We start from the raw sequence: 25360 nt of genomic DNA, 5'->3' as shown, positions 1-25360 counted from the left end.
CCGACATGCTGCGCGCGGCGCTGCTGAAGATCGCGGCCGGCGTCGCGCCGCCGGACCTGACCGCGGTGTCCGGCGCGCTCGGCGCGGCACTGGGCCGGGCCCCGCCCGGATGAGCGCGGGCATCGCGCGGCGAGCCGCCGGACACGGCCGCAACACGCTGCCGACAGCGCCCGCGCGCGTGTTAGAGTGCCGTGTGATCCGCGCGCGTCGTTGCCAGCGCCGCGCGGCGTTGCTTGTTGATCGCGGCCCGGTCAGGCCGCGGCGTCTTTGCTAAAATTCAAACCATGTCAAAGCCTTCCGATCGCATCAATCTCACCAACCAGTTCCTGATCGCCATGCCGAACATGGCCGATCCGACGTTCTCGGGAACGGTGGTCTACCTTTGCGATCACAGCGAGCGCGGTGCGCTCGGCCTCGTCATCAACCGTCCCACCGACATCGACCTCGAATCGCTGTTCAACCGCATCGACCTGAAGCTCGAGATCGAGCCGCTGCTGCACATTCCGGTGTACTTCGGCGGCCCGGTCCAGACCGAGCGCGGCTTCGTGCTGCACGAGCCGGTGGAGGGCGCGAGCTACAACTCGTCGATGTCGGTCGAAGGCGGGCTCGAGATGACGACGTCGAAGGACGTGCTCGAGGCGGTCGCGACGGGCTCCGGCCCGAAACGCTTCCTGCTGACGCTCGGCCATGCGGGCTGGGGCGCCGGCCAGCTCGAGGAAGAAATTTCCCGCAACGGCTGGCTGACGGTCGCCGCCGATCCGCGCATCGTGTTCGACACCCCGGCCGAGGAGCGCTTCGAAGCCGCGCTCGGCTTGCTCGGCGTCAGCTCGTCGATGCTGTCCGGCGAAGCAGGGCACGCATGAGCGGCACGAGCGCGCGCGATGCGACGCTCCTGGCGTTCGACTACGGCGAGAAGCGCATCGGCGTCGCGATCGGCAATGCGCTGACGCGCTCGGCCCGCGCGCTCGTCGTGATTCCCAACCTGAACCGCGAACACCGCTTCAAGGCGATTGGCGAGCTGCTGGCCGAATGGCGGCCGGACGCGCTCGTCGTCGGGCTGCCGATGCATCCGGACGGCACGCCGCACGACATGACGCAGCAGGCGAAGCGCTTCGGCAACCAGCTGAACGGCCGCTTCGGGCTGCCGGTGAGCTGGGTCGACGAGCGCTATTCGTCGGTCGAGGCCGAGGCCGGGCTGCGCGAGCGCAACGTGCGCGGTCGCGCGCGCGCCGACATGCTCGACGCGGAGGCCGCGCGCGTCATCCTTCAACAGTATCTCGATCAATTGTCCGACCATGAGCACCATTGACGCCGAGGCGCTTTACCGCGCGCTGCTCGACCAGATCCGCGCCGCGTACGGCACCGCTTTCGCGGAACCGGGCGGCCCGCGGCTCGCCGGCATTTACAGCGGCGGCGCATGGCTCGCCGAGCGCCTCGCGCGCGATCTCGGCGCGCCGGGCTGCGGTGTCGTGAACGTCGCGCTGCATCGCGACGACTACGCGAAGAAGGGGCTGCACAGCCAGGCGAGCCCGACGTCGCTGCCGTTCGACGTCGACGGCGCGCGCATCGTGCTCGTCGACGACGTGCTGTACACGGGCCGCACCGTGCGCGCCGCGCTCAACGAACTGTTCGACTACGGCCGGCCGGCCGCGGTCGAGCTCGCGGTGCTCGCCGATCGCGGCGGCCGCGAGCTGCCGGTCGCCGCGCGCTTCGCGGGCGGCACGCTCGACGTGCCGGCCGGCGCGACGCTCGTGCTCGCGCGCGACGATGCGCAGTTCACGCTGAACGTCGAGGCGCACGGCGCCTGAGCGAACGCGAAACCGTATCCCGGGCCGCCGGCTTGCGCCGCGGCCCGTTTGCATAGTTGGAATCACGCACACCATGACCACCGACACCACTGGCCGCACCGGCAATCCCGCTGCGGCCGCGAGCCCCGAGCGATTCCGCTACGGTTTCCTGAAGGGCAACCCGCAGCTCACGAAAAACGGCGAGCTCAAGCACCTGCTGTCGATCGAGGGCCTGCCGCGCTCGATCGTCAATCACATCCTCGATACGGCCGAGCAGTTCGTCAGCGTGACGGACCGCGAAGTGAAGAAGGTGCCGCTGCTGCGCGGCAAGTCCGTGTTCAACCTGTTCTTCGAGAACTCGACGCGCACGCGCACGACCTTCGAGATCGCCGCGACGCGCCTGTCGGCGGACGTGCTGAACCTGAACATCAACGCGTCGTCGACGAGCAAGGGCGAATCGCTGCTCGACACGATCAACAACCTGTCCGCGATGCATGCGGACCTGTTCGTCGTGCGCCACGCGTCGAGCGGCGCGCCGTACCTGATCGCCGAGCACTGCGCGCCGCACGTGCACGTGATCAACGCCGGCGACGGCCGTCATGCGCACCCGACGCAGGGCCTGCTCGACATGTACACGATCCGCCACTACAAGCGCGACTTCACGAAGCTGCGCGTGGCGATCGTCGGCGACATCCTGCACTCGCGCGTCGCGCGCTCGGACATCCACGCGCTGACCACGCTCGGCGTGCCGGAAGTGCGCGCGATCGGCCCGCGCACGCTGCTGCCGGGCGGGCTCGAGCAGATGGGCGTGAAGGTGTTCCACAACCTCGACGAAGGGCTGAAGGGCGTCGACGTGATCATCATGCTGCGTCTGCAGAACGAGCGGATGAGCGGCGCGCTGCTGCCGTCCGCGCAGGAGTATTTCAAGACCTGGGGCCTGACGCCCGAGCGCCTCGCGCTCGCCGCGCCCGATGCGATCGTGATGCACCCGGGGCCGATGAACCGCGGCGTCGAGATCGACTCGCAGGTCGCCGACGGCCCGCAGTCGGTGATCCTCAACCAGGTCACGTTCGGCATCGCGGTGCGGATGGCGGTGATGGGCATCGTCGCCGGCAACAACGACTGAGCCGCTTCGCGCCTCCTTATCCAGGCATTCAACGCATTCAACGCATTCACAGACAGCGCATGAAGATTCATATCAAAGGCGGCACGCTGATCGATCCGGTCGCCGGCAGCGAGCGGCAGGCCGACGTATTCATCTCGGGCGGCAAGATCGACGCGATCGCCGAAGCCGGCCGCGCGCCGGCTGGCTTCACGGCCGACAAGACGATCGACGCATCGGGCCTGATCGTCGCGCCCGGCCTCGTCGACCTGTGCGCGCGGCTGCGCGAGCCCGGCTACGAGCACAAGGCGACGCTTGCGTCCGAGATGGCCGCGGCGGTCGCCGGCGGCGTGACGACGCTCGTATGCCCGCCGGATACCGACCCGGTGCTCGACGAGCCGGGCCTCGTCGAGATGCTCAAGTTCCGCGCGCGCAACCTGCACCAGGCGAACGTCCATCCGCTTGGCGCGCTGACGGTCGGCCTCAAGGGCGAGGTGATCACCGAGATGGTCGCGCTGACCGAGTCGGGCTGCGTCGGCTTCACGCATGCGAACGTGCCGGTGCGCGACACGCAGGTGCTGCTGCGCGCGCTGCAGTATGCGAGCACCTACGGTTTCACCACGTGGCTGCGCCCGCTTGACGCGTTCATCGGCAAGGGCGGCGTGGCGGCCAGCGGCCCGGTCGCGTCGCGGCTCGGGCTGTCCGGCGTGCCGGTGGCGGCCGAGACGATCGCGCTGCATACCATTTTCGAGCTGATGCGCGTGACGGGCGCGCGCGTGCACCTCGCGCGGCTGTCGTCGGCGGCCGGCCTTGCGCTGGTGCGCGCCGCGAAGGCCGAAGGGCTGCCCGTGACCTGCGACGTCGGCGTGAATCACCTGCATCTGATCGACGTCGACATCGGCTATTTCGATTCGCAGTTCCGACTCGATCCGCCGCTGCGCAGCGAGCGCGACCGCGAAGCGATCCGCGCGGCGCTCGCCGACGGCACGATCGATGCGATCTGCTCCGATCACACGCCGGTCGACGACGACGAGAAACTGCTGCCGTTCGGCGAAGCGACGCCCGGCGCGACCGGACTCGAACTGCTGCTGTCGCTGACGGTGAAGTGGGCCGACGAGACGCGCACGCCGCTCGCGCAGGCGCTGCGCCGCATCACGTCGGCGCCTGCCGACGTGCTGAATCTGCCGGCCGGCCGTCTGGCCGAAGGCGGCGCGGCCGACCTGTGCGTGTTCGATCCGCGCGCGCACTGGCGCGTCGAGCCGCGCGCGCTGAAGAGCCAGGGTCACAACTCGCCGTTCCTCGGCTACGAACTGCCCGCCTGCGTGCGTGCGACGCTCGTCGCCGGGCAGATCGCGTTCGAGCGTCACTGAACCCCGCCGGAGCTGCGCCATGACAGCCGTTCGCAAGCTGCGCCTCGTCTTTCATCTGCTGCGCGGGATGGCGGTCGTCGCGCTGCGCTTTTCGCATGTCACGCCCGCGCGGCGCCTCGAGCTCACGCGCCGCTGGTCGCTCAAGCTGCTGCGCATCTGCGGGATGCGCCTCGTCGTCCACAACGACGGCGCGCGTCTCGACGCGGGCGCGCTCGTCGTCGGCAACCACGTGTCGTGGCTCGACATCTACACCGTCAACGCGTGGCGGCCGACGCCGTTCGTGTCGAAGGCCGAGGTGCGGCAGTGGCCGGTGGTCGGCTGGCTGGCCGAGAAGCTCGACACCGTGTTCCTGCAGCGCGAGAAGCGCACCGAGGCGATGCGGGTCATGCACGAGATGGCCGACCGGCTGCGCAGCGGCGGCGTGATGTGCGTGTTTCCGGAAGGTACGACGTCCGACGGACAGGGGCTGCTGCCGTTCCATGCGAACCTGTTCCAGGCCGCGGTATCGGCCGGCTGTGCGGTGCAGCCGATCTGCCTGATGTACGAGGATGCGCAAGGGCGGCAGTCGGTCGCGCCGGCCTATACGGGCGAGCTGTCGCTCGGCATGTCGCTCGACATGGTGCTGCGCGGCGGGCCGCTCGTCGCGCATCTGTACGTGTGCGATCCGATTCCGCCGGGCGGCGACCGGCGCGCGACGTCGGCGGCCGCGCGCGACGCGATCGCGGCCGCGCTCGAAGCGATGCAGGCGAAGGTCGGCAAGCCGTCGGCCGAATCGCTGGCGGAGCTCGAGAAGCATGCGTATCCGGCGACGGAGGTCGGCGCCGGTGCGGCGGGCGACGCCGCAGCCGACGAGCCGGTGCCGGGGCGCGAGGGCTGAGGTGTTCGCCCTTGGCTCGCGCGTTTGCTACGCGGGCCTTTCGATCATTCTGCGCCGGGCGTGCGGCACGCTTCGCACTGCACCTGCGTGACCGTGCGCTGCGCCGGATCGGCGCTCAGGCGCACGGCCGACAGCTGATTTCCCCACACGCATCCCGAATCGAGCGCGACGACGTTGTCGCGCAGCATCAGGCCAAGCGCGGCCCAGTGACCGAAGACGACGGTCACGTCCTCGGTGCGGCGGCCCGGCACGTCGAACCACGGCAGATGGCCGGGCGGCGCGCTGTCGGGGCCGCCGTTTGCCTTGAAGTCCATGACGCCGTCGGGCGTGCAGAAACGCAGGCGCGTGAATGCATTGAACGCGACGCGCATGCGATCGCGTTTTTTCAGGTTCGGATTCCATTGGTTCGGTTCGTTGCCGTACAGCTTTTGCAGCGTCTCGCGCCAGTCGGGCGCGCGCAGGGCGCGCTGCAGTTCGTCGGCGAGTTCCAGCGCGAGCGTGGCATCCCATTGGGGGAGCACGCCTGCGTGGACCAGCAGCATGCCGTGCTCGAAATGCGCGAACGGGCGGTGGCGAACCCAGTCGAGCAACGCGTCCGCGTCGGGTGCGTCGAGGATTTCGCCGATCGTGTCGCCGGGACGCTCGGTGCGGATGCCGGCCGAAACGGCGAGCAGGTGCAGATCGTGATTGCCGAGGACGACGGTCGCGCGTGAGCCGAGGTCGACGAGCGCGCGCAGCGAGGCGAGCGACGCGGGACCGCGGTTGACGATGTCGCCGGCGATCCATAGAGGCGTATCGGAAGGCGCTGAAAGTTTATTGAATAGCGACTGGAAAGCGAAATGACAGCCTTGGATGTCGCCGATGGCGATGGGGGTGTGGGTCATGAGAGGTTGGGTGTTGCAAGTTCGCGATGTGTGGAAAATTACTTTCAGTCTTTGTCGGTGAATAGGGCGATGTTCCGCAAATTTCCCTTCATGAAGAAGGAGCTTCCAGATCCCGTTTGGGTGCGGAGCGCTGTATCAAGTTGTTAGCGGCATGGCTTTTGCACCGGCCCGCTCCCTATAATTGTCGTTTTCCCGAACAAAATTAGCATTTCATGACTTTGACGACCACGGGGGCCGGTTAAAATTCCCGGTCTGACTGGCGATCACAGTCATTTGCTTGCGAATCTGATGCGGCCGGCACTTGATCGTGTTTGCCGTACATTACTAGAGGGAGCCTCATGATCCTGGTTACCGGCGGCGCGGGTTTTATCGGTGCCAACTTTGTACTTGACTGGCTGCGTGAATCCGGCGAAGCCGTGCTCAATGTCGACAAGCTCACCTATGCGGGCAATCTGCGCACGCTGCAGTCGCTGAACGGCAATCCGAAGCACGTGTTCGCCCGCGTGGACATCTGCGACCGCGCGGCACTCGACGCGCTGTTCGCCGAGCACAAGCCGCGTGCGGTCCTGCACTTCGCCGCCGAAAGCCACGTCGACCGCTCGATTCACGGCCCGGCCGATTTCGTGCAGACCAATGTCGTCGGCACCTTCACGCTGCTCGAAGCCACCCGCCAGTACTGGAACGCGCTGCCCGACGCCGACAAGGCCGCATTCCGTTTCCTGCACGTGTCGACCGACGAGGTGTTCGGCTCGCTGTCGGCAACCGATCCGCAGTTCTCCGAAACGACGCCGTACGCGCCAAACAGCCCGTACTCGGCCACCAAGGCCGGCTCCGATCACCTCGTGCGCGCGTACCATCATACGTACGGCCTGCCGACGCTCACCACGAACTGCTCGAACAACTACGGTCCGTACCAGTTCCCGGAGAAACTCATTCCGCTGATGATTGCCAACGCACTCGCCGGCAAGCCGCTGCCCGTCTACGGCGACGGCCAGAACGTACGCGACTGGTTATACGTCGGCGACCACTGCAGTGCGATTCGCGAAGTGCTCGCGCGCGGCGTGCCCGGCGAGACGTACAACGTCGGCGGCTGGAACGAGAAGAAGAACCTCGAGGTCGTGCACACGCTGTGCGACCTGCTCGATGCGCAGCGCCCGAAGGCGGCCGGCTCGTATCGCGACCAGATCACCTACGTGACGGACCGCCCCGGCCACGACCGCCGCTACGCGATCGATGCGCGCAAGCTCGAGCGCGAGCTCGGCTGGAAGCCGGCGGAGACGTTCGAGACGGGGCTGGCGAAGACGGTCGCATGGTATCTCGCCAACCAGGCGTGGGCCGACGAAGTCGCGTCGGGTGAATACCGCAAATGGGTCGAAACCAACTACGCGCAGCGCGCGTAAGGGCGGCAGACATGGCACGCAAAGGCATCATCCTGGCCGGCGGTTCCGGCACCCGGCTGTACCCGATCACGCACGCGGTGTCGAAGCAGTTGCTGCCGGTGTACGACAAGCCGATGATCTACTATCCGCTGTCGACGCTGATGGTCGCGGGCATTCGCGACGTGCTGATCATCTCGACGCCGCAGGACACGCCGCGCTTCGAGTCGATGCTCGGCGACGGCAGCCAGTGGGGGATGAACATCCAGTACGCGGTGCAACCGTCGCCGGACGGGCTCGCGCAGGCGTTCATCATCGGCAGGGAATTCGTCGGCAACGATCCGTCGGCGCTGATTCTCGGCGACAACATCTTCTACGGCCACGACCTCGCGAAACAGCTCGAGCATGCGAACGCGCAGCGCGAGGGCGCGACGGTGTTCGCGTATCACGTGCACGATCCCGAGCGCTACGGCGTGGTCGAATTCGACCGGGACTTCCGGGCGCTGTCGATCGAGGAGAAGCCGGCCAAGCCGCGTTCGCATTATGCGGTCACGGGTCTGTACTTCTACGACAACCGCGTGTGCGACATCGCGGCGGAGATCAAGCCGTCGCCGCGCGGCGAGCTGGAGATCACCGACGTCAATTCGCGCTATCTGGCGGACGGCGCACTGAACGTCGAGATCATGGGGCGTGGTTATGCGTGGCTCGACACCGGCACGCACGATTCGCTGATCGAGGCGGCGAGCTTCATCGCGACACTGCAGAAGCGGCAAGGGCTGGTGGTCGCGTGCCCGGAGGAAATCGCGTACCGCCGTCAGTGGATCGATGCGGAACAGGTGCAGAAGCTGGCGCAGCCGTTGTCGAAGAACGGCTACGGTCAATATTTGCTCAACATTCTTACGGATCAGGTTGCATGGCCATCACGGTAACTGCCACGGCGCTGCCCGAAGTCAAGATCATCGAGCCGAAGGTGTTCGGCGATGCGCGCGGCTATTTCTACGAGAGCTTCAACGGGCGTGAATTCGCCGAGCACGTCGAGCCGGGCGTGGAGTTCGTGCAGGACAACCATTCGCGCTCGGCGAAGGGCGTGCTGCGCGGGCTGCACTATCAGATCCAGCATGCGCAGGGCAAGCTCGTGCGCGTGGTCGAGGGCGAGGTGTTCGACGTTGCGGTCGATATCCGCAAGCACTCGCCGAACTTCGGCAAGTGGGTCGGCGTAACGCTGTCGGCGGACAACCATCGCCAGCTGTGGGTGCCGCCCGGGTTCGCGCATGGTTTCGTGGTGCTGTCGGAGGCGGCGCAGTTCCTCTACAAGACGACCGATTACTGGTTCCCGGAGCACGAGCGCAGCATCGTGTGGAACGACCCGGAGATCGGCATCGAATGGCCGATCGATTTCGAACCGTTGCTGGCGGCGAAGGATGCTGCCGGCAAGCGTTTGAGCGAAGCCGAAGTCTATGCGTGAGGTGAGTGTGAAAGCGGAGCCGACGATTCTCGTGACCGGCGTGAACGGGCAGGTCGGATTCGAACTGCTGCGTTCGCTGCAAGGCCTGGGGCGTGTGGTGGCGTGCGACCGTTCGATGCTCGACCTGTCCGATCTCGAGCGGGTACGCAGTGTCGTGCGAGAACTGAAGCCGTCGATTATCGTGAATCCGGCTGCCTATACGGCCGTCGACAAGGCGGAGACGGATGTCGAAGGCGCCCGGCGCCTGAATGCCGACGTGCCGCGCGTTTTCGCGGAGGAAGCGGCGCGCAGCGGCGCAGTGCTGATCCACTACTCGACCGACTACGTGTTCGACGGCACCAAAGACGGTGCCTATGTCGAAACGGATGCGACCAATCCGCAGAACGTGTACGGGCTGACCAAGCTCGAGGGCGAGCAGGCGATTGCGGCGACCGGGTGTGCGCATCTGATCTTGCGGACGAGCTGGGTTTACGGTCGGCGTGGCAAGAACTTCCTGCTCACGATGCTGAAGCTCGGCAGCGAGCGGCCGGAACTGAAAATCGTCGCGGACCAGATCGGGGCGCCGACGTGGTCGAACTCGATCGCGACGGTGACCGCACACATTATTGCGCAGGGGCTGGCGGCCGGTTCGCCGGAATGGTGGCAAGAGCGTTCCGGTGTCTATCACTTTGCCGCGGGCGGTGAAACGTCCTGGCATGGATTCGCGAACGAGATTTTCCGTTTGTCGCTGGGCGACAAGGCGCCGCGCACGTTGCCGATTCCGGCGAGCGAATACCCGGTACCGGCTAAACGTCCCGCGAATTCCCGGATGTCGGGAGAAAAGCTCGCGCAGACGTTCGGATTGCGCATGCCGGCATGGGACGATGCGCTCAAGCTTTGCCTGGATGCCTGAATGACTAACGCTTCCGCACCGCGCGGAACGACCGGCTATGTTGTCGTTTTCTATCGACCGGATACGGACTGTGTGGTCCGCGCGAATCGTCTATGCGAATTCGGGCCATGCGTGGTGGTCGACAACACCGAGCGCGCAGTGTCTGCTGCGTCACTAGGGCTCGACCCGAGCGCGATCTATATCGCGAACGGTGAGAATCGAGGCGTGGGGGAGGCCTTCAACCAGGGGGTTGAACGCCTGATCGAACTGGGATGTGAATTCGCGATGCTGTTCGACCAGGATAGTGAACCCGACAGCGAGCTCCTGCGCGGCTTGCCGGTGGTGCTCGCGCGGGAGCTGTCCAGTGGTATGCGCGTCGCCCTGGCGGGCCCGGCATACGATGATCGCCGCCTGGGAGGTGTCGTGCCATTTGTGCGATTCGGCTATTTCAAGCTCAAGCGGGTGTCACCGACGGGAACCCGTCCCGTGGACGTGGATTTCCTGATCAGTTCCGGTTCGTGCCTGAATCTGGGAGCGTGGCGGGAAATCGGCCCGATGGACGAAGGTCTGTTCATCGACTTCGTCGACCTGGAATGGTGCATCAGGGCGCGAGCAAAAGGGTACGCGGTGCTGGGCATTCCCACCTTCCGGCTTTCCCACGAATTGGGTGGCGAACCCGTCCGTGTGTTCGGACGAAAGTACCCGGGACACAGCGCATTGCGTCACTATTACATGTTTCGTAACGCGATTGCGCTGTTCAAGCGCCGGTATGTGCCGTTGACGTGGAAGTCGACCGAATTCGTGAAGCTGCCGTTCAGGCTCGCGATCTACGGCATCTTCATGACGCCGCGGCTCGATCATCTACGGATGTCCCTGCTCGGGCTCTGGCATGGCGCAATCGGTCGGACAGGCGCCCGATAACCGTTCCGTACGGAACGCCCCATCTAATTCCAACCCATTCTGACAGGTACAAAAATCTCGCATGTTTAATCTCGCATTCGGTGATCTCAGGCAGAGCGTCGTGTCCTGGCGGCTCTGGACGTTGTTGGGCTGGCTGGAGGTCCGTCAGCGTTATGCGCGGTCACGCGTCGGGCCGTTCTGGCTGACAATCAGCATGGGGGTGGTCATCGGTTCGATCGGCGTCGTGTATGGCACGCTGTTCGGCCAGAAGATGAGCGACTACCTGCCGTTTCTGGCGAGTAGCCTCGTGATGTGGGGCGTGTTTTCGCAAACGGTCCTGGAGGGCAGTGTCGCGTATATCAACAGCGGCACCTACATCCGACAGGCCGCTACGCCGAAGCTGATCTACATCCTGCAGGTCGCGTGGCGCAACCTGATCGTGCTCGCCCATAACTTTGTGATCGTACTGCTGCTGCTGGTCATCTTCGGCGTGAAGAACTGGGAGGCGCTACCGTTCGTAATCCCCGGGCTGATCGTCTACATGTTGAACGCCATCTGGATTGCGATGATTGCGGGTCTCCTGTCCGCGCGTTTCCGCGACTTGCCGCAGATCATCGGCGCGTTGATCCAGGTCGCTTTCTATGTGACGCCGATCATCTACCGCCCGTCATCCCTGAACCGGTATTCGTTCATCGTGGAATGGAATCCGCTGGCCTACCTTCTGGATATCGTGCGCGATCCGCTGATCGGCCAGATTTCCCCGCCGCTGACGTGGGGCGTGACGACTGGAATGGCGCTGATCGGATGGCCGATTGCGCTGACGCTGACGGGCCGGTTTCTGAAACGTATTCCGTATTGGGTGTGAGGTCGCCAAATGGCTTTTATCGAATTAAAAGGAGCGACGCTGGATCTGCCCATCTACGATGTGCAGGGACGCTCGCTTAAACGTCAGGTGCTGCGCATGGGGCGCCGCAACACGATCGCGGAAGACAACGACGGCGTGATCGTCGTGCGTGCGCTCGATAATATCGATTTACGCCTCGAGAGTGGTGACCGGATCGGCCTGATCGGCCACAACGGGGCCGGCAAGTCGACGCTACTGAGAACGATGGCCGGCATTTATCCTCCGACCGCTGGCACGGTGACACGCAGTGGCAAGGTGGTTCCGCTGCTCGACATCAGCCTCGGGATGGACGAGAACTCTACGGGGCTCCAAAACATCCGGCTGCGCGGCCTGCTGCTGGGCATGAGCGATGCGGAGATTCGTGAAAAGCAGCGGGAAATCGCCGAATTCTGCGAGCTTGGCGACTATCTGGACCTGCCGATCCGGACGTACTCGAGCGGCATGCGTGTGCGCCTCGCGTTTGCCGTCTCGACGGCAGTCGATGCGGAGATTCTGCTGCTCGACGAAGTGATGGGCGTTGGCGATGCGGCCTTCATGCAGAAAGCCGAGCAACGGCTTGCGGATCTGCATAGCCGAGCGGAAATCGTCGTACTGGCGATGCATTCGAACCACGAAATTCGCCGCGTCTGCAATAAGGCACTGTGGATGGAGCGTGGTCGGGTGCGGGCCTTCGGTGCGGTCGAAGAAGTCGTGTCGGCATACGAAGCGCAAGTCGGCGTCTGATTGTCGTGGTGGGTGCAACGGAGTTGCCGCGCACCACGTTCTGCTTGAGATGGATGCAATGAATCTGGGAAATACTCGACTCGATGCGGACGAGGGCAGTGATCTGCCCGTTTCGCCGGTTTCGCTCTGGTGGCCGGAGCTCACGACGGCATCGGCATGGCGAGTGCATGCGCCGTTCGGTTTCTGGTTGATCGATGCGGTACGGCCGGCAGTCATCGTCGAGTGGGGGATGCGCGACGGCTTCGGCTATTCGGTATGGTGCCAGGCGGTTCGCGATCTCGGTTTGTCCGCTCGCTGCAGTGCGTTTTGCGAGCTGCGTGACGGCGCTGTGCCGGCGGCGATGGCGTCCGGGCCTCAGGATCTGCACGCGCATCACGCGCGCCACTACACCACGTTTTCGACGCTTGCGTCCTCGACATTGAATGACGCCTGCGCAAGCGTCGCCGATGGTACGGTCGGACTGCTTCATATCGATCCTGCAAACGACGACGGTGACGTCCGTCGGGTTTTCGACGCATGGCTGCCCAAACTCGCGGCGGATGGAATCGTGCTGCTCCACGGCACGCGGCTTGACGCTGGCAACGGCGTGCGCGATCTCTGGGCGGCGGTGCGAACTCGCTATCCGTCGTTCGAATTTCCGCACGGTTCGGGGCTCGGCCTGGTCGCCGTCGGCGAGCGCTATCCTGCCCGCTTGCGTCCATTGCTCGAGTCTGGAGATCGTGCCGAGTATATTGCCGGCCTCTACGCGCACCTGGGCGATGCGGTTGTGCAGCGACTCGGCCGCAGTGAACGTGCGGACATGGTACGCGTCGACGCAGATCAAGGTAGGGCGGCAGGCGGTGCCGATGCGATCCGCGTACTGCAGGCGACGGTAGACAAGCAGCGTATGCGGCTCGAGGTGCTGACACGTCGACTGAAATCGGAAGCGCGTACCGCGTATCTCGCGAACGAGCAGTTGCGGCAGGCCCGGGCGGAGGTCAGCGCGTTGCGCAGCTCGACGTCGTGGCGCATCACCGGGCCAGTGCGGGCTGCCGTCGGGTCCATGCGCGGACCGCGCCGAGTGGTGTCGAAGGTGAAAAACCTGTCGGCAATCGTAGGTTCGTCCGTCCGGACCCGCGGGGTCGCGGCGACGCTGCAGAAAATCGCCGGTGCACGAAAGGAGCATGGCCTGCGCGCGCTGCTGGGCGCCGTACCTGGCATGCATTCGACACCGTTGTTCGATTTGCCTGCCGCTCGGCCTGCGCAAGGCAACCTGGCGTTGCGGGTGCTGCTCATCGCAGAGATGAGTATTCCGCAATGTCTCAAGTATCGCGTGACGCAGAAGCAGCGGATGATCGAGGCGCTGGGTTTTGATTGCTCGGTCGTCAGTTGGGGGGATATCGACAATGCGAGGAGTTTGTTGCAGACGCATTCGATCGCGATTTTCTACCGCGTCCCGGGTTTTCCGGGGCCGCTCGAACTGATCGCCGAGGCGAAGGCGCTTGGGCTAACGACGTTCTGGGAAGTCGACGACCTGATTTTTGACGCAGAGAAGTATCTGCATAACTCGAACCTCGACAAGGTCGACGCCGAGACCCGGAAGGGTGTGCTGGCGGGGGTGCCGCTCTATCGCGCAGCGATGCTTGCGTGCGACTACGGTATCGCGTCGACGTCGGGTCTTGCGGAGGCAATGCGGGAAGCCGGCGTGCCCAAGGTGTACGTGATCGAAAATGCGCTCGACGAAGAGACGATCCGCGTCGCGACCGCTATCGCGAACACACCGAAAAAGAACGACGGGCTTGTGCGGATCGCGTACGGTTCCGGGACCAAGACGCACGACGCCGATTTCCGCGAGGCTGCTGCTGCGATCAAGCGCGTGCTGGCGGCCAGGCCGAACGTTCGCCTCCGTATTCTCGGCGAGCTCAACTTGCCGGACGATTTCAACGACGTCCTGGACCAGGTCGAACGGTTGCCGTTGTCGAACTACGTAACGTACCTGAAACGACTCGCGGAGTCCGATATCAGCATCGCGCCGCTTGAAGACAATGTGTTCAACGACGCCAAATCGAACATCAAGTATCTCGAAGCCGCGAGTATCAAGCTGCCGTCAGTCTGCTCTCCCAGCGCAGCGTTCCGCACGGCGATCGTGGACGGCGACACGGGCTTCCTCGCTGCAGATTCTGCCGCTTGGGAGCGCGCATTGCTCGCATTGGTGGACGATCGGGCGGCGCGCGAGCGGATGGCCGAGCGTGCATTCAAGCACGTACACGACGATTACTCGCCCGAACCGATCGCGCAACACCAAGTGATGCCGGTGCTCGCCAGTTATCGCGCGCCACAGCGCAAGCTGCGCGTGCTCGGCGTCAATATCTATTTCGAGCCGCGGCGCTTCGGTGGTGCGACGGTGGTGGCGGAGGAGATGGCGCGGCGTCTGAACCGCAGCGGCGTACTCGAGTATTTCATGTTTTCGTCGCTGCCCACGAGTGACGTGCCGGCCTACAAGCTGAAGCGCTACGACGCGACGGCGGCCGGCGTCTTCGCGATGGGTCTGCCAGGTGAGAGCGACCCCTCGTTCGGATTCGAGAATCCGCATTCGTTGGCACCGTTCAGGGAAGCCGTGCGTGCGGTACGGCCCGATGTCGTTCATCTGCACAGCATTCAGGGCATCGGGGCCCAGATCGCCGAGGTGTGCCAGGACGAGGACATCCCGTATGTCGTGACGTTGCACGATGCATGGTGGATCTGCGGTCGGCAGTTCATGATCACGGGCGAAAATCAGTTCTGCAACCAGCGCAAGATCGACATCAATGTCTGCGCGACCTGCGTCGACAATCCAGCGCTGAATGGGTATCGCCAAATGCGGTTGCGCGACGTCCTTGAGGGAGCGGCGTTGCTGCTCGTGCCGAGCGAGTATTTCAGGGAGTTGTTTATCGAGAACGGCTTCGATCCAGCGCGGATCGCCCTCAACAAGAACGGGATCATGGCGCCCGCGTCGCGTGTGCTCCCGCGCGCATCCGGCGAGCGGATGGTGAGGTTCGGATATGTCGGCGGCGAGACGCCGATCAAGGGATCGCATCTGATCAAGGCGGCATTCAAGAAGTTGCCTTACACGAATTACCGACTGCGGGTCGTCGACAATGTGTTGAATCTCGGCCGTCGTTCGATCGATCCGATCGACTGGTCGATTCCCGGTCAACTGGAGATTGTGCCGGCATACACGCAGGAAAGCATCGACGCGTTCTTCGACGAAATCGACGTATTGCTCTGTCCGACACAGTGTATGGAGAGCTTCGGACTGTCCGTGCGGGAGGCGCTGATACGCAATGTCTGGGTAATCGCAACGGATGCGGGCGGTTTGAGCGAGGACATCGTTCCAGGTGAGAATGGTGATGTGATCCCGCTCGATGACACGGGGCCGGCACTCGAAAAGGCCATTGGCCGTCTGCTGGCAGATCCTTCGCGTCTCGACGGATATCGGAATCCGTACGCGGGCCGGATCCGGCAATTCGACGACCAGGCGAGTGAACTCGGTCAACTGATTGAACGTGCCGTTTCGCGGCACCGGTCCACCCCGGAGGCGCCGGCACGATGATCGCGACGGAGTGTCGTCGCTACGCCGGTCGGGAGCGGTCGCGTGTCGGGCGTCGCATGCGAAATCCGGAGGCCTTGTGAGCAGGCGCGGTGCGGGAAAAGCAGGGCTTGCGCGGATTGCATCCGTGCGCTTGTCGATCGGCAGACGTGTGACCATGGTCACGGCGGCCGTGCGCCGGCAGGGGCTCGCGGGCGCGGTGCGCAAGGTCGTGCGCGTCTTGCGACGGGATGCGCGATATCAGCAGTGGATCGCCAGCTACGACACCTGCGGAGCCGATGAGCGCGCGACGCTCGAAGCGAAGACACGGCGGCTGCCGAGGTCTCCGCTGATATCGATCGTGGTGCCGGTGTACAACACGCCGGCTTCGCTGCTTGCCGAGATGATCGAGTCGGTGCTTGCGCAAATCTACCCTCACTGGGAGCTTTGCCTTGCGGACGATGCATCTCCGGAGCCGCATGTCCGCGACATTCTGCAGCGTTACGCCGCACGCGATACGCGCATCCGCGTTGCATACCGGGAACGCAACGGCCATATTTGCGAGGCAAGTAACAGCGCGCTGGATCTGGCGACGGGCGAATTCATTGCGTTGCTCGATCACGATGACGTATTGCCGTGTCACGCGCTTGCCGTAGTGGCGCGCTATATCAATGCGTATCCCGAAGCGAAGCTGTTCTACAGCGATGAGGACAAGATTTCGGAAGCAGGGCGGCGTAGTACGCCTTATTTCAAGGCCGACTGGGATCCCGAACTGATTCTTCAGCAGAATTTCTTTTCGCACCTCGGCGTGTTCGACACGAATATCGTTCGCGAGGTCGGAGGATTTCGCCGTGGGCTGGAGGGCAGCCAGGATCACGACCTCGTGTTGCGCTGCGCCCGGATCGTTGCTCCTTCGCAGATCGTGCACATTCCGCATGTGCTGTACCACTGGCGGACGATCGAGGGGAGCACCGCGGTCAGCATCGCGGAAAAGCCCTACGCGGTCGACGCATACGTCCGGGCGGTGGCAGAGCATCTTGCCGCGACCGGCGTCGACGCGACGATCGTGCCGCCGTCCCGCGATTTACCGTTCATTCGCATCGACCATGCGCTGCCGGATCCATTGCCGCGCGTACATGTCGTGGTCCTGTCTGGCGACAATCGGGACGCGGATATGGTTACATATCTGTCGGATCTGCTATCGAAGACCGCATATACGAACCTTCATGTGACGCTGGTGAAACGAAACGCTGCGTTGTCGCTGCCCCACGAACTGGCGCGAACGGTTTCCGTTGCCGGCGCGCGTGATGATTCCGACATGGAGCGGATGCTGGACGGGCACGATATGGTCTGCGTCATCGATGCGCGAGCGATGCCGATCGAACCGGACTGGCTGCGCAGGCTGGTCGGCCACGCGATGCAGCCGGGTGTTGGACTGGCAGGGCCGGTATTGTTCGATGCGGCCGGCAGCTTGCGGGCTGCCGGACAGGTGATGGCAGCGCCGGCCCGTGCCGTTCCGGCGCTGCCCGGAGATGGCGTTGGGGACTTCGGCTATTTCGGCTGGCAGGTGCTGACCCGTGTCGTTTCGTCGATTCCTGCCGTGTGTGTCGTGGCGAAGGTCGATCGAGTGCGTGTCGCTGGCGGATTGCGGTTTGATCCGGAGCGCGCATGGAACGTTGACCTGTCGATGCGGATGATGGCGGGCGGAATGCGAAACCTGATCGTGCCTCGGGTTGCGTTTTGCGACATGTCGCGTGGGCAGCGACAATTCGTCGACGATGTGGTCGTCGAAGAGGCGGCGGCGGTGCGCGAATCGCGCTATAGCCCCAATCTGAGCCTGACGGATAGCGCGGCGGAGTTCGACTATGCGTATCCGCCGCGTGTCACTGCGTTTTCGTGATGCAAGCCCGGTCAGTCGGGACGCTTCGAGGTTGCATGCCGGAACACCCATAGCTTGGCGCTGGCGAAGTTGATGACCATTCCGGCTAGCGAGCCTGCCGCGACCGCGATGAGCGGCGCAAAGGTTCCTGCATGTAGAAGCCGAATGGTCAGCACGTAGACGGCATAGTTGCAGATGCCGCCCACCGCCATTGCGAGCAGATATTCGAACCATTCACGCCATGCCGAGCGCCCACGTGAACGCGAGAAGGTTACCCGGCGGTTGATCTGCCACGTCGTGAAGGCTGCGCAAAGAAACGAGATCACGCGTCCGAAGTATGGTCCGGTGCCGATGCGCAGCATCAAATAGAGAACGCCGGCATCGACCACGAATCCGATCGCGCCGGCCACTGCGAACGATGCGGCTTGCCTGTGAATTCCGGTCATGGTAGCGGCGGACGGGAAGGCCGGGGAATGGCCAGGTAAGACAGTCTCTTCATTTCGTTTCTGCCGCGTGTAACGGTATCGAGTACGATGCCGCAGGTCAGCAGGACACCCCCAAACAGCGTCAGGCCGCAGCAGAGAATGACGGTCGGTATTCTTGGAACAAGCCCTGTTTCGATGAAGGTTTCGAATACCGGGATGCTCAGGGCGACCGCAAGTATCGTGCAGGCGGCGAAGGCCGCGAAGAAGAAGGCGAAGGGTTTTTCTGACTTGAACAGCTTCAGGATCGTCATCAGGATCCGGAAGCCGTCTCGATAAGTGTTCAGCTTGCTAGTGGACCCGTCGGGGCGGGAGCCGTAGCGCGTTTCGATTTCGGCGACCGGCATGCGCATACTCAGTGCGTGGACGGTCAGTTCGGTCTCGATCTCGAATCCCGACGAATGGGCGGGAAACGATTTGGCGTAGCGACGCGAGAACACGCGGTAACCGGACAGCATGTCCTTGAAGGTCTTGCCAAAGATCGACGCGACACACTGCGTCAGCAATACGTTGCCGAACCGGTGGCCCCGGCGATAGGCGCTCTGCTCGCTGCTTACCCGTGCGCCGACGACCATGTCGAGCCCGTCGTCGATCAGTTGCTTGATCAGGACAGGGGCGACCGATGCGTCGTAGGTCGCGTCACCGTCAACCATCACGTAGATGTCTGCCTCGACATCGGCGAACATTCGTCTGACAACATTCCCCTTGCCTTGCAGCGGGACGGCAATGACCTCCGCGCCGGCTGCCCGGGCGATCGTGGCGGTGTCATCGGTCGAATTGTTGTCGAATACAAAAATGGATGCGCCCGGCAAACTGGCCGAGAAGTCGCGAACGACCGAGGTGATGGCCGCCGCTTCGTTACGGCAAGGAATGACGACGGCAATGCGAGGCGTGTGGGATGAAGTCGACATGCTGCAGTGTTCCGGAAGAAGGCTGCAAGGAAATCGAAACAGGCATTGTAGTGTTTTCGAACGGCACCCTGGCAACGGGCATGCGCCGCCGGGCGACAGGCAGTCGACCGAGCAACGCGTCACCATTATGATATGGGGGACGGGTGTGTGGCTAACCGATATTGAATGATTTCACGATTGGAGCTTCATGAGCACGACGGAAGGAATGAATCGGCGAGTGACGCCGACCATGCTCGCATGGATTTACGTGTGCTATGCGATGTTCACGGGGCTGTTATTGATCGTGATCACCCCGCCGTTCCAGACGCCGGATGCCGTCAATCATTTTTATCGCGCCATCCAGGTTTCGGCGGGGCACTGGATGGGCGAGCGCTATCCAGGAACATCCGGCGGCGCGATCGACAGCGGTGCGATTGAATTCGCAAACCTGTTCAATCCGATCATTTTCCATCCGGGTACGAAAGTTGACGGGCGGCTACTCGAACAGGCCGCTTCGATTCGATGGAGCGGCGTGGCGCGGCCTGCCGAATTTCCCAATACCGCGATCTACCCGCCATACGCGTATTTGCCGCAGGCGGTGGCAATCGGGCTCGGACGATGGGTTCGACTCACCGTCCAGCGGACCTACATGCTGGCCTGTCTGTTTGGCCTGATCGCAAGTACCGGATTGACGTTCTGGGCGATCCGGATGGGACGTGCCACGGCGTTTCCCATTTTTGTGATTGCGCTGTTGCCGATGACGTCGATGATCTTTGCGTCCGTCAGTCAGGAGACGCTCGTGTTTCCCGCGATCTTTCTGCTGATTGCCTATCTCGAGCGTCTGGCGGAATCGTTGCGCCGGGTCGATACGCGGGCGTTGGTCCTCATCGGTGCAGTGCTTGTGCTATCGATATCTGCCCGACCGCCGTATGCGGGGCTACTGCTGCTGCTGTTCCGTCCCGGGCTTCGCTTTGACGATCACGGATTCGGGCTGTTTCGTCGCCTCGCCGCATGTATCGCGATCGGCATCATCGCGATGGCGGCCTCATGGGTATTCGGATCGGCCGCGTGGGCGCCCGTACCGCCGCCGCGTTCGGTCGGCGGACAACTTGCCTATCTGATCGGCAATCCGGCGGAAATCGTGCATATCGCCGGCGCCACAATGCGCGAACACCTCAGCTTCTACTGTCAGAGTTTCGTGGGTATTCTCGGTTGGCTCAACGTACATCTCGGGCGCGGCTACTATGTCGCTGCTGCGTGGATGCTCGGTCTTGCGGCGGCCGGTGCTGCCATCACTCCCGGCGTCGCGATTCGGTCGGCATCGGATCGATCGCTGCTGCTGCTGTCGGTGCTCGCGTGCGGTGGCATGATCTTCGGTTCCCTGTATTTGACATGGACCCCGCTGCGTGCTCCGGTTGTCGAAGGTGTCCAGGGACGGTATTTCGTGCCGCTTGCGCCGTTGTTCGTTATGGCACTGGCGGGCGCGGCCGGGGGGAGTGCAGCGGGCCGCCGTGTTGCAGCAACGGGTATATGCGCGGCATTTTCCTTCAGCCTGATCGCTTTTCCGATCTATTCGTACGTTCAGATCGGTCACGCGCTGCTCGTGCAGTACTACGTGACCCCGTAATGGTACGAACCGAGGGCCAGTCTGCTCCTCGTTTGGATCGCTCGGCAGAGCAGGTCATGCGTACCATTTATTACATTGTCGAAATATCCCGCGGACGCCGAATGCGTTACGCTAATCGACGAGTGTTCTCGCTATTCGTATGGCCTGTTTACCCGTCTGGGCATCGCCGGTGTCCACGGGTATCCGACTGCGGCATGCCACCCCGTTGCGACGGCCATGCACGATGAATCGTGTTCCGAGTGGATAGGTGTCCATGGCGGGGGCGATTCCGGAAACTCGTACGTGACGTCGGGCTATCGGCCCGGAAACTGCGCGAGCGGCCGCGCACCATCTGCTACGATGGGAACGCTTGATCGCTATATCTGCAGCGGATCTTTTTTTATGGCGGGAGTGTCGGAGGATTTCACGTGCGTGAGCGTCGCTGCATGGGGAACCTGTCCCAAGCCGCGTGAAGTCGAAGGAGGATTCGCGAGCTTGTCATCCGTCGTTGCTGATATTGCGGTTTCGTATACGACGCGAGTGAGGGCCAATCCTGCGTCGATCAAAATTCGAGTTTTATCCTCTTTCGCGAATCCATTCAGGATCGCGGACATTTCAAATTTTCCGATACGGAATTCCGTCAGTTCCCTGGATCGTCGCAGTGACTGCCGAATGTAGCTTGATCCGGATCTCAGGGTCGGAAAGCCAGCTATGATTTATCGTCGGGCAGCATTTTGCGCCCGACACTCATATGGAGGAAGTCCAGGATGCATCCATCCGCAATGGAGAACGGCAAGATTTTCTTCGACACCTATGTATCACGACTCGGGCCGGTCAAGCTAGTGGAAATTGGCTCGCAGAATGTCAACGGATCGCTCCGAGAGGTGGCGCCATCAAACGTCGAATATATCGGCGTTGATTTTGTCGAAGGGCAGGATGTCGACGTTATTCTGAGTGACCCGTATGTGTTGCCATTCGAAACATCGTCCGTCGATCTGGTCGTGAGTTCGTCTTGTTTCGAGCATTCGGAGATGTTTTGGCTTGTATTCAATGAAGTGATGAGAACGCTGAAGCCGGCAGGCTTGTTCTTCCTGAATGTGCCATCCAACGGTCCGTTCCATCGCTATCCGGTGGATTGCTGGCGTTTTTATCCGGATTCGGCCAATGCATTGGTAACCTGGGCGAAGCGAACGGGAACGAACGCCGGCGTGTTGGAGTCGTTCACCACCCCGCAGAAAGAGGACTACTGGAATGACTATCTGGCGGTCTTTATAAAGAACATTGAATGTGCGGCGGACCATCCGGCCCGAATGCTCGATCATCTCGAGAAATTTACCAACGGGATATGTTACGGTCGGTCGGACATCCTGAATCCGGACAACATGCCGCAGGATATCAACGAGAAGTATCGTCTGATGCAAGAGGTGGAGAGACTGACGCAAGAACTGGACGAACTCAAGCGGACGCTTGAATCAAGCAAGAACGACAGATCGGAACGGTAGCGATTGTGCACCGGGCCTCGGCCGCCGACTGGCGGTCGAGGCGATCGATGTTGCGCCTGTTATCTTCAAAGGTGGGGATCGCCCGGGTGCCAGGGGCCCGACTCAGCCGTTGGGTGAGTGACCTTCGCCGGACCGGATTGCCTGCTCGATAACCGATGAGGTCACGGTCATGACACTGGAGGATTGGGAACTGCAGTCGGCTTTAGTTCAGACGTGCAGCGTGGCGGCGCGTATCTTGTCGGCCTGGCGATCCCATCCATAAAGCGATTTGCATTCGTTGAACGCCCGGAGCGCGATGTCCGAATAACTATCCGGGCTTCTAAGCCGTGCGATTGCAGTCTCCAGTTTTTCTTCCCACTCGTGAGACTTCGATAGGTAGCCATTCTGGCCATCCCGAATTGCTTCGTTAAACGTATAGGTTGGAGTGGCGACGGTCAAAGTCCCTGTAATTGCTGCCTCGAAATATTTTAACTCTGATTTGCAATTCGTGAATGTGTTGTCGATCAGCGGCGCGATGTTGATCTCCGTCGACGCGATCAGGCGTTGAAGATTGACGAAATCCTGCAATGGATGGCGATCGATGCGGTCTGCATGACGTTCCAGATATGGGCCAGGCTCGAGAAAGCCGACGATGATCAATCGCAATTCGCTGTAACGGTCGAGCAGTCTCGCGAGTGTTTGCGAAACCACGGCGAAGTCCCGGCGGTGAGTCGGTGTTCCGCTGAAATATCCAATGTGAAAGGGCGTGGTACTTTTGAATCCAGTGGTGTTTTTTCGATGAAAGAAGGATTCGGAGACTTCCTGTTGCCGCCGATTCAGGAAATTTGGAACGATTCTCGCCGACAGATGAGGGGCGAATTCCTCTATCTTTTTGGCCAGGAATTGATTGGTGGTAGTTGCAAAGTCGCACAGTTTTAACAGCGTGCCATGGCGTGCCATGAAGGCAAAGAAGTCATTCAATGCGAGTTCGTTGCTCGTGTCCTGATCCAGTGTATCCAGGACCAGGTGGGCATATTGCGTATCGAATACCAGATCATCGATATCGAAACCGATGCGTATGCCGCGCCGGTGAGCCATACTCACGACGTGCGCGTGTGCAGGAGTGTATTTGCTTCGGCAAAATATCAGAACGTCACTGACGGCGATCACGGATTCCATCTGCGGAAGATCGCCGACATGGAACCACGACGCGGATACCTCATGTGCATTTTCGTTATTGATGGCCTCGACCATGTTGAACGCACGGTATCGAAAAGTGCTGTTGTCAGGTCTGTCATAGAAATACGCAATCCGAGTTTCCCCGGTGCGCAGCATCGACAGACGTTTCTCAAAGGAGAGCGACCACGGATCGCTATATTCGATCTGCTCGGTGGGGACTGATTCAAACATCGATGTTCCTAGTTCGTTCTGCTGGCAATTGCAGAAAAAGCCTGGTCGAAAGATTGCGACCAGTTTTTCGATATGGAGTTTGTTCTGAGGTTGGCTGATCTTTGCTCCGGGGTCTGCGACAGCTCCAAGGCCTTTTTTATGCCTTCTTGCAGGGATTCGATGTCTGTGCTTGTGCAAATAATGTTTTTTGAATACTTCTCCAGGTCGGTCTTGCAACCGTGTTGATTTGTCACCACGATTGCTCCGGTAGCGGCAAGATCCAGCGGGGGGTAACTGGGATGGGGCGTGTCCATCAGCGACAGGCCAATATCCATGCTGGAAATCAGCTCTACGTAGTTCTGCCACGGAAGATTGCGATGGAAGTACGGGCGGATGTTGTGCGGCAGGACCGCGTCCGGCATGTCTTTGCCGACAAAATGAAACTCCCATTCCAGCGGGTCGAGCGTGCCGTCCTTCAGGCTCGTGACGATCACCTCCAGCCCGCGCCAATACAGGTTTCGCAGATTGTTCGGACGGGCATAGAAAAAGAAGCGTCTCTTTTCACCGGGCGCGGAGTGGCGTCGATCCACGACGTCGGCCAGAAAGGGGAACGAGGGTTCGAACCAGGTGCCATTGGCCGCTACATTTGCGAGGGCATCCGGACCGGAAGTGAGGTGGTTGAACAGTATCTCGCTGTTGACCACGACAGTGATATCGGGGTCGCTGATGGTTTCCGTGCAACGCAGACGCTCGTCGCCGAACGGATAGAACATACGTTCATCTTCCTGCAGAAGATAGACGATCTGTGATGGCGCGCAAACCTGTCGGACCGAGCGAGTGGTCCACCACGACGTGGTGACAAAGATCTCGTCATCGCCGACCGGGACGGCGTAGCCGTCCTTCGGTGGGGAAAAGATGAACTCGATATTGTCACCCCAACTTATTTCATTGAGTTTCAGGATGGTTCCAAACGCGGTCGGATCCGCGACCTCGGTACGGGTGACTAGGCGAAGCTTGACGCCAAGTCTCTTGGCAAGCGACGTAGCAAAGACGATCGCAGTCCCCACGCCGCCGAACAGGCTTCCGGGACTGATGCTGTCGGTCACCATGGTGATGCGGCGCGGTTCGCCCGGGACCGGGTAGACGCGCAGCGGGCGCGTGTTGTTGAAATGATCGGCGATCAGTTCATCCGCGAAGATAGCGCCCGGTGCAAGGGAGGGCGAGGCCGTGATGTCGAGGGGATCGGCGGCCGTGGAAATGAGCGGCAGGACCGAAACCGACTGGATCTTGAGTCCTGCCGCTTTTCCCTGCAGTTCGTAGTGAACCAGCGGATTCATCTGGGTCGATGTAACCTCCGGATACTGTGCCACGTACCACTTTGCATCGAATCGACCGCTCGGATTGCGATGGTCGGAGGCGCCAACGATCGCGTAGTGAACGGCAGCGGACAGGCCGGAATGACGGACATCCTCATACTGCGTGACGTACCAGTTCGCATCGAACAATTCGGAGTTTGCGATGATCGCGGCCTCGCGCAGCTTGGCCCGTCGCGTGGCGAGCATCCGGGGAAGATTGCCGCGCAGGGTCGATACCACCAGCCGTGCGCTCGCCCTGACGGTACGTCGGACGCGTGGATGATGCACAAAAAATTCGCGTACGGGGCGCGTCGCACGCCAGAACGTACTGTGTTCGATCATTGCTCGCGCCGCTCGCTCTGCATCGCGCTCATGCTCGGAAAACTCGAGTGCTGCTTTAAGAAGCTCTAACACAATGAGTTTTGCAGCTGTCGCCAGCAGATGATGCAAGCGGCGATTTTCATGAACGCCT

23 protein-coding genes are annotated in these 25360 nt (G+C 62.2%); 17 read left to right on the top strand and 6 right to left on the bottom strand.

The features are described 5' to 3' along the window. Positions 1-284 precede the first annotated feature (284 nt). From BST28156_RS32030 to BST28156_RS32005, 6 genes are all read left to right on the top strand, one after another. Entirely contained in the window at positions 285-863 is a 579-nt protein-coding gene (locus BST28156_RS32030) for a YqgE/AlgH family protein (RefSeq protein ID WP_009687444.1), read from the top strand. Then, positions 860-1309: a Holliday junction resolvase RuvX gene (gene ruvX, locus BST28156_RS32025; RefSeq protein WP_174904350.1), complete on the top strand. Its 450-nt coding sequence runs from the start codon at positions 860-862 to the stop codon at positions 1307-1309. The genes BST28156_RS32030 and ruvX overlap by 4 nt, the downstream gene beginning before the upstream one ends. Continuing rightward, entirely contained in the window at positions 1296-1808 is a 513-nt protein-coding gene (pyrR, locus tag BST28156_RS32020) for a bifunctional pyr operon transcriptional regulator/uracil phosphoribosyltransferase PyrR (RefSeq protein ID WP_174904349.1), read from the top strand. Before ruvX ends, pyrR begins: the two co-directional genes overlap by 14 nt. A 73-nt stretch (positions 1809-1881) precedes the next feature. Then, a complete protein-coding gene (locus tag BST28156_RS32015) occupies positions 1882-2913 on the top strand; it encodes an aspartate carbamoyltransferase catalytic subunit (RefSeq protein ID WP_006400966.1) in 1032 nt (343 codons plus the stop codon). A 59-nt stretch (positions 2914-2972) separates the two neighbouring features. Continuing rightward, positions 2973-4259, top strand: a complete 1287-nt coding sequence (locus BST28156_RS32010) for a dihydroorotase (RefSeq protein WP_174904348.1) — start codon at positions 2973-2975, stop codon at positions 4257-4259. 19 nt (positions 4260-4278) lie between these two features. Then, a complete protein-coding gene (locus BST28156_RS32005) occupies positions 4279-5136 on the top strand; it encodes a lysophospholipid acyltransferase family protein (protein ID WP_174904347.1) in 858 nt (285 codons plus the stop codon). Between the two features lie 44 nt (positions 5137-5180). On the opposite strand, the gene BST28156_RS32000 is transcribed toward BST28156_RS32005, so the two are convergent. Then, the gene (locus tag BST28156_RS32000; protein WP_174904346.1) at positions 5181-6020 is read right to left on the bottom strand and encodes a symmetrical bis(5'-nucleosyl)-tetraphosphatase; all 840 of its coding nucleotides are present in this window, start codon (positions 6018-6020) and stop codon (positions 5181-5183) included. A 338-nt stretch (positions 6021-6358) separates the two neighbouring features. On the opposite strand from BST28156_RS32000, the gene rfbB reads away from it, so the two are divergent. The 9 genes from rfbB to BST28156_RS31955 all read left to right on the top strand — a co-directional run bounded on the left by rfbB (position 6359) and on the right by BST28156_RS31955 (position 17706). Then, the gene (gene rfbB / locus BST28156_RS31995) at positions 6359-7420 is read left to right on the top strand and encodes a dTDP-glucose 4,6-dehydratase (RefSeq protein WP_174904345.1); all 1062 of its coding nucleotides are present in this window, start codon (positions 6359-6361) and stop codon (positions 7418-7420) included. 11 nt (positions 7421-7431) lie between these two features. Further along, a complete protein-coding gene (gene rfbA, locus BST28156_RS31990; protein WP_174904344.1) occupies positions 7432-8325 on the top strand; it encodes a glucose-1-phosphate thymidylyltransferase RfbA in 894 nt (297 codons plus the stop codon). Continuing rightward, the gene (gene rfbC, locus BST28156_RS31985; RefSeq protein ID WP_174904343.1) at positions 8310-8861 is read left to right on the top strand and encodes a dTDP-4-dehydrorhamnose 3,5-epimerase; all 552 of its coding nucleotides are present in this window, start codon (positions 8310-8312) and stop codon (positions 8859-8861) included. The genes rfbA and rfbC overlap by 16 nt, the downstream gene beginning before the upstream one ends. Continuing rightward, positions 8854-9753, top strand: a complete 900-nt coding sequence (rfbD, locus tag BST28156_RS31980; RefSeq protein ID WP_174904342.1) for a dTDP-4-dehydrorhamnose reductase — start codon at positions 8854-8856, stop codon at positions 9751-9753. Before rfbC ends, rfbD begins: the two co-directional genes overlap by 8 nt. Then, the gene (locus BST28156_RS31975) at positions 9754-10653 is read left to right on the top strand and encodes a glycosyltransferase family 2 protein (protein ID WP_174904341.1); all 900 of its coding nucleotides are present in this window, start codon (positions 9754-9756) and stop codon (positions 10651-10653) included. Between the two features lie 61 nt (positions 10654-10714). Continuing rightward, positions 10715-11497: an ABC transporter permease gene (locus BST28156_RS31970; RefSeq protein WP_174904340.1), complete on the top strand. Its 783-nt coding sequence runs from the start codon at positions 10715-10717 to the stop codon at positions 11495-11497. A 9-nt stretch (positions 11498-11506) separates the two neighbouring features. Further along, positions 11507-12259 carry an ABC transporter ATP-binding protein gene (locus BST28156_RS31965; protein ID WP_059481859.1) on the top strand — a complete coding sequence of 251 codons (753 nt, stop codon included), beginning with the start codon at positions 11507-11509 and terminating at the stop codon, positions 12257-12259. 58 nt (positions 12260-12317) lie between these two features. Further along, positions 12318-15830 carry a glycosyltransferase gene (locus BST28156_RS31960; protein ID WP_174904339.1) on the top strand — a complete coding sequence of 1171 codons (3513 nt, stop codon included), beginning with the start codon at positions 12318-12320 and terminating at the stop codon, positions 15828-15830. 124 nt (positions 15831-15954) lie between these two features. After that, entirely contained in the window at positions 15955-17706 is a 1752-nt protein-coding gene (locus BST28156_RS31955) for a glycosyltransferase family 2 protein (protein ID WP_174904338.1), read from the top strand. Between the two features lie 11 nt (positions 17707-17717). Here BST28156_RS31955 and BST28156_RS31950 read toward each other — a convergent pair whose 3' ends face one another. Both BST28156_RS31950 and BST28156_RS31945 read right to left on the bottom strand, forming a co-directional pair. Then, positions 17718-18131 carry a GtrA family protein gene (locus BST28156_RS31950; protein ID WP_174904337.1) on the bottom strand — a complete coding sequence of 138 codons (414 nt, stop codon included), beginning with the start codon at positions 18129-18131 and terminating at the stop codon, positions 17718-17720. Beyond that, positions 18128-19078 (bottom strand): glycosyltransferase family 2 protein, encoded by a 951-nt coding sequence (locus BST28156_RS31945; RefSeq protein ID WP_174904336.1) that lies wholly within the window; start codon positions 19076-19078, stop codon positions 18128-18130. The genes BST28156_RS31950 and BST28156_RS31945 overlap by 4 nt, the downstream gene beginning before the upstream one ends. Before the next feature lie 187 nt (positions 19079-19265). Between BST28156_RS31945 and BST28156_RS31940 the strand changes: the two genes are divergently transcribed. After that, the gene (locus BST28156_RS31940) at positions 19266-20684 is read left to right on the top strand and encodes a DUF2142 domain-containing protein (RefSeq protein ID WP_174904335.1); all 1419 of its coding nucleotides are present in this window, start codon (positions 19266-19268) and stop codon (positions 20682-20684) included. Positions 20685-21040: 356 nt separating this feature from the next. Here BST28156_RS31940 and BST28156_RS31935 read toward each other — a convergent pair whose 3' ends face one another. Further along, positions 21041-21277 carry a hypothetical protein gene (locus BST28156_RS31935; protein ID WP_174904334.1) on the bottom strand — a complete coding sequence of 79 codons (237 nt, stop codon included), beginning with the start codon at positions 21275-21277 and terminating at the stop codon, positions 21041-21043. Between the two features lie 153 nt (positions 21278-21430). Between BST28156_RS31935 and BST28156_RS31930 the strand changes: the two genes are divergently transcribed. Then, entirely contained in the window at positions 21431-22165 is a 735-nt protein-coding gene (locus BST28156_RS31930) for a methyltransferase domain-containing protein (RefSeq protein WP_174904333.1), read from the top strand. Between the two features lie 207 nt (positions 22166-22372). Here BST28156_RS31930 and BST28156_RS31925 read toward each other — a convergent pair whose 3' ends face one another. Both BST28156_RS31925 and BST28156_RS31920 read right to left on the bottom strand, forming a co-directional pair. Beyond that, the gene (locus BST28156_RS31925) at positions 22373-23554 is read right to left on the bottom strand and encodes a glycosyltransferase (RefSeq protein ID WP_174904332.1); all 1182 of its coding nucleotides are present in this window, start codon (positions 23552-23554) and stop codon (positions 22373-22375) included. A gap of 8 nt (positions 23555-23562) precedes the next feature. Next, positions 23563-25360 (bottom strand): rhamnosyltransferase WsaF family glycosyltransferase (locus BST28156_RS31920; protein ID WP_217451826.1); only part of this gene is annotated, 1798 nt, incomplete at its 5' end.

The organism is Burkholderia pseudomultivorans (assembly GCF_902499075.1).
Lineage (GTDB): Bacteria > Pseudomonadota > Gammaproteobacteria > Burkholderiales > Burkholderiaceae > Burkholderia > Burkholderia pseudomultivorans.
Note: the sequence above shows the minus strand (reverse complement) of the source record. Positions and strands in the feature narration are given on the sequence as shown.

Excerpts from the sequence above, each read along its gene's own strand:
- BST28156_RS32030 (WP_009687444.1), top strand. The coding sequence starts at position 285 with ATGTCAAAGCCTTCCGATCGCATCAATCTCACCAACCAGTTCCTGATC.
- ruvX (WP_174904350.1), top strand. The coding sequence starts at position 860 with ATGAGCGGCACGAGCGCGCGCGATGCGACGCTCCTGGCGTTCGACTAC.
- pyrR (WP_174904349.1), top strand. The coding sequence starts at position 1,296 with ATGAGCACCATTGACGCCGAGGCGCTTTACCGCGCGCTGCTCGACCAG.
- BST28156_RS32015 (WP_006400966.1), top strand. The coding sequence starts at position 1,882 with ATGACCACCGACACCACTGGCCGCACCGGCAATCCCGCTGCGGCCGCG.
- BST28156_RS32010 (WP_174904348.1), top strand. The coding sequence starts at position 2,973 with ATGAAGATTCATATCAAAGGCGGCACGCTGATCGATCCGGTCGCCGGC.
- BST28156_RS32005 (WP_174904347.1), top strand. The coding sequence starts at position 4,279 with ATGACAGCCGTTCGCAAGCTGCGCCTCGTCTTTCATCTGCTGCGCGGG.
- BST28156_RS32000 (WP_174904346.1), bottom strand. The coding sequence starts at position 6,020 with ATGACCCACACCCCCATCGCCATCGGCGACATCCAAGGCTGTCATTTC.
- rfbB (WP_174904345.1), top strand. The coding sequence starts at position 6,359 with ATGATCCTGGTTACCGGCGGCGCGGGTTTTATCGGTGCCAACTTTGTA.
- rfbA (WP_174904344.1), top strand. The coding sequence starts at position 7,432 with ATGGCACGCAAAGGCATCATCCTGGCCGGCGGTTCCGGCACCCGGCTG.
- rfbC (WP_174904343.1), top strand. The coding sequence starts at position 8,310 with ATGGCCATCACGGTAACTGCCACGGCGCTGCCCGAAGTCAAGATCATC.
- rfbD (WP_174904342.1), top strand. The coding sequence starts at position 8,854 with ATGCGTGAGGTGAGTGTGAAAGCGGAGCCGACGATTCTCGTGACCGGC.
- BST28156_RS31975 (WP_174904341.1), top strand. The coding sequence starts at position 9,754 with ATGACTAACGCTTCCGCACCGCGCGGAACGACCGGCTATGTTGTCGTT.
- BST28156_RS31970 (WP_174904340.1), top strand. The coding sequence starts at position 10,715 with ATGTTTAATCTCGCATTCGGTGATCTCAGGCAGAGCGTCGTGTCCTGG.
- BST28156_RS31965 (WP_059481859.1), top strand. The coding sequence starts at position 11,507 with ATGGCTTTTATCGAATTAAAAGGAGCGACGCTGGATCTGCCCATCTAC.
- BST28156_RS31960 (WP_174904339.1), top strand. The coding sequence starts at position 12,318 with ATGAATCTGGGAAATACTCGACTCGATGCGGACGAGGGCAGTGATCTG.
- BST28156_RS31950 (WP_174904337.1), bottom strand. The coding sequence starts at position 18,131 with ATGACCGGAATTCACAGGCAAGCCGCATCGTTCGCAGTGGCCGGCGCG.
- BST28156_RS31945 (WP_174904336.1), bottom strand. The coding sequence starts at position 19,078 with ATGTCGACTTCATCCCACACGCCTCGCATTGCCGTCGTCATTCCTTGC.
- BST28156_RS31940 (WP_174904335.1), top strand. The coding sequence starts at position 19,266 with ATGAGCACGACGGAAGGAATGAATCGGCGAGTGACGCCGACCATGCTC.
- BST28156_RS31935 (WP_174904334.1), bottom strand. The coding sequence starts at position 21,277 with ATGTCCGCGATCCTGAATGGATTCGCGAAAGAGGATAAAACTCGAATT.
- BST28156_RS31930 (WP_174904333.1), top strand. The coding sequence starts at position 21,431 with ATGCATCCATCCGCAATGGAGAACGGCAAGATTTTCTTCGACACCTAT.
- BST28156_RS31925 (WP_174904332.1), bottom strand. The coding sequence starts at position 23,554 with ATGTTTGAATCAGTCCCCACCGAGCAGATCGAATATAGCGATCCGTGG.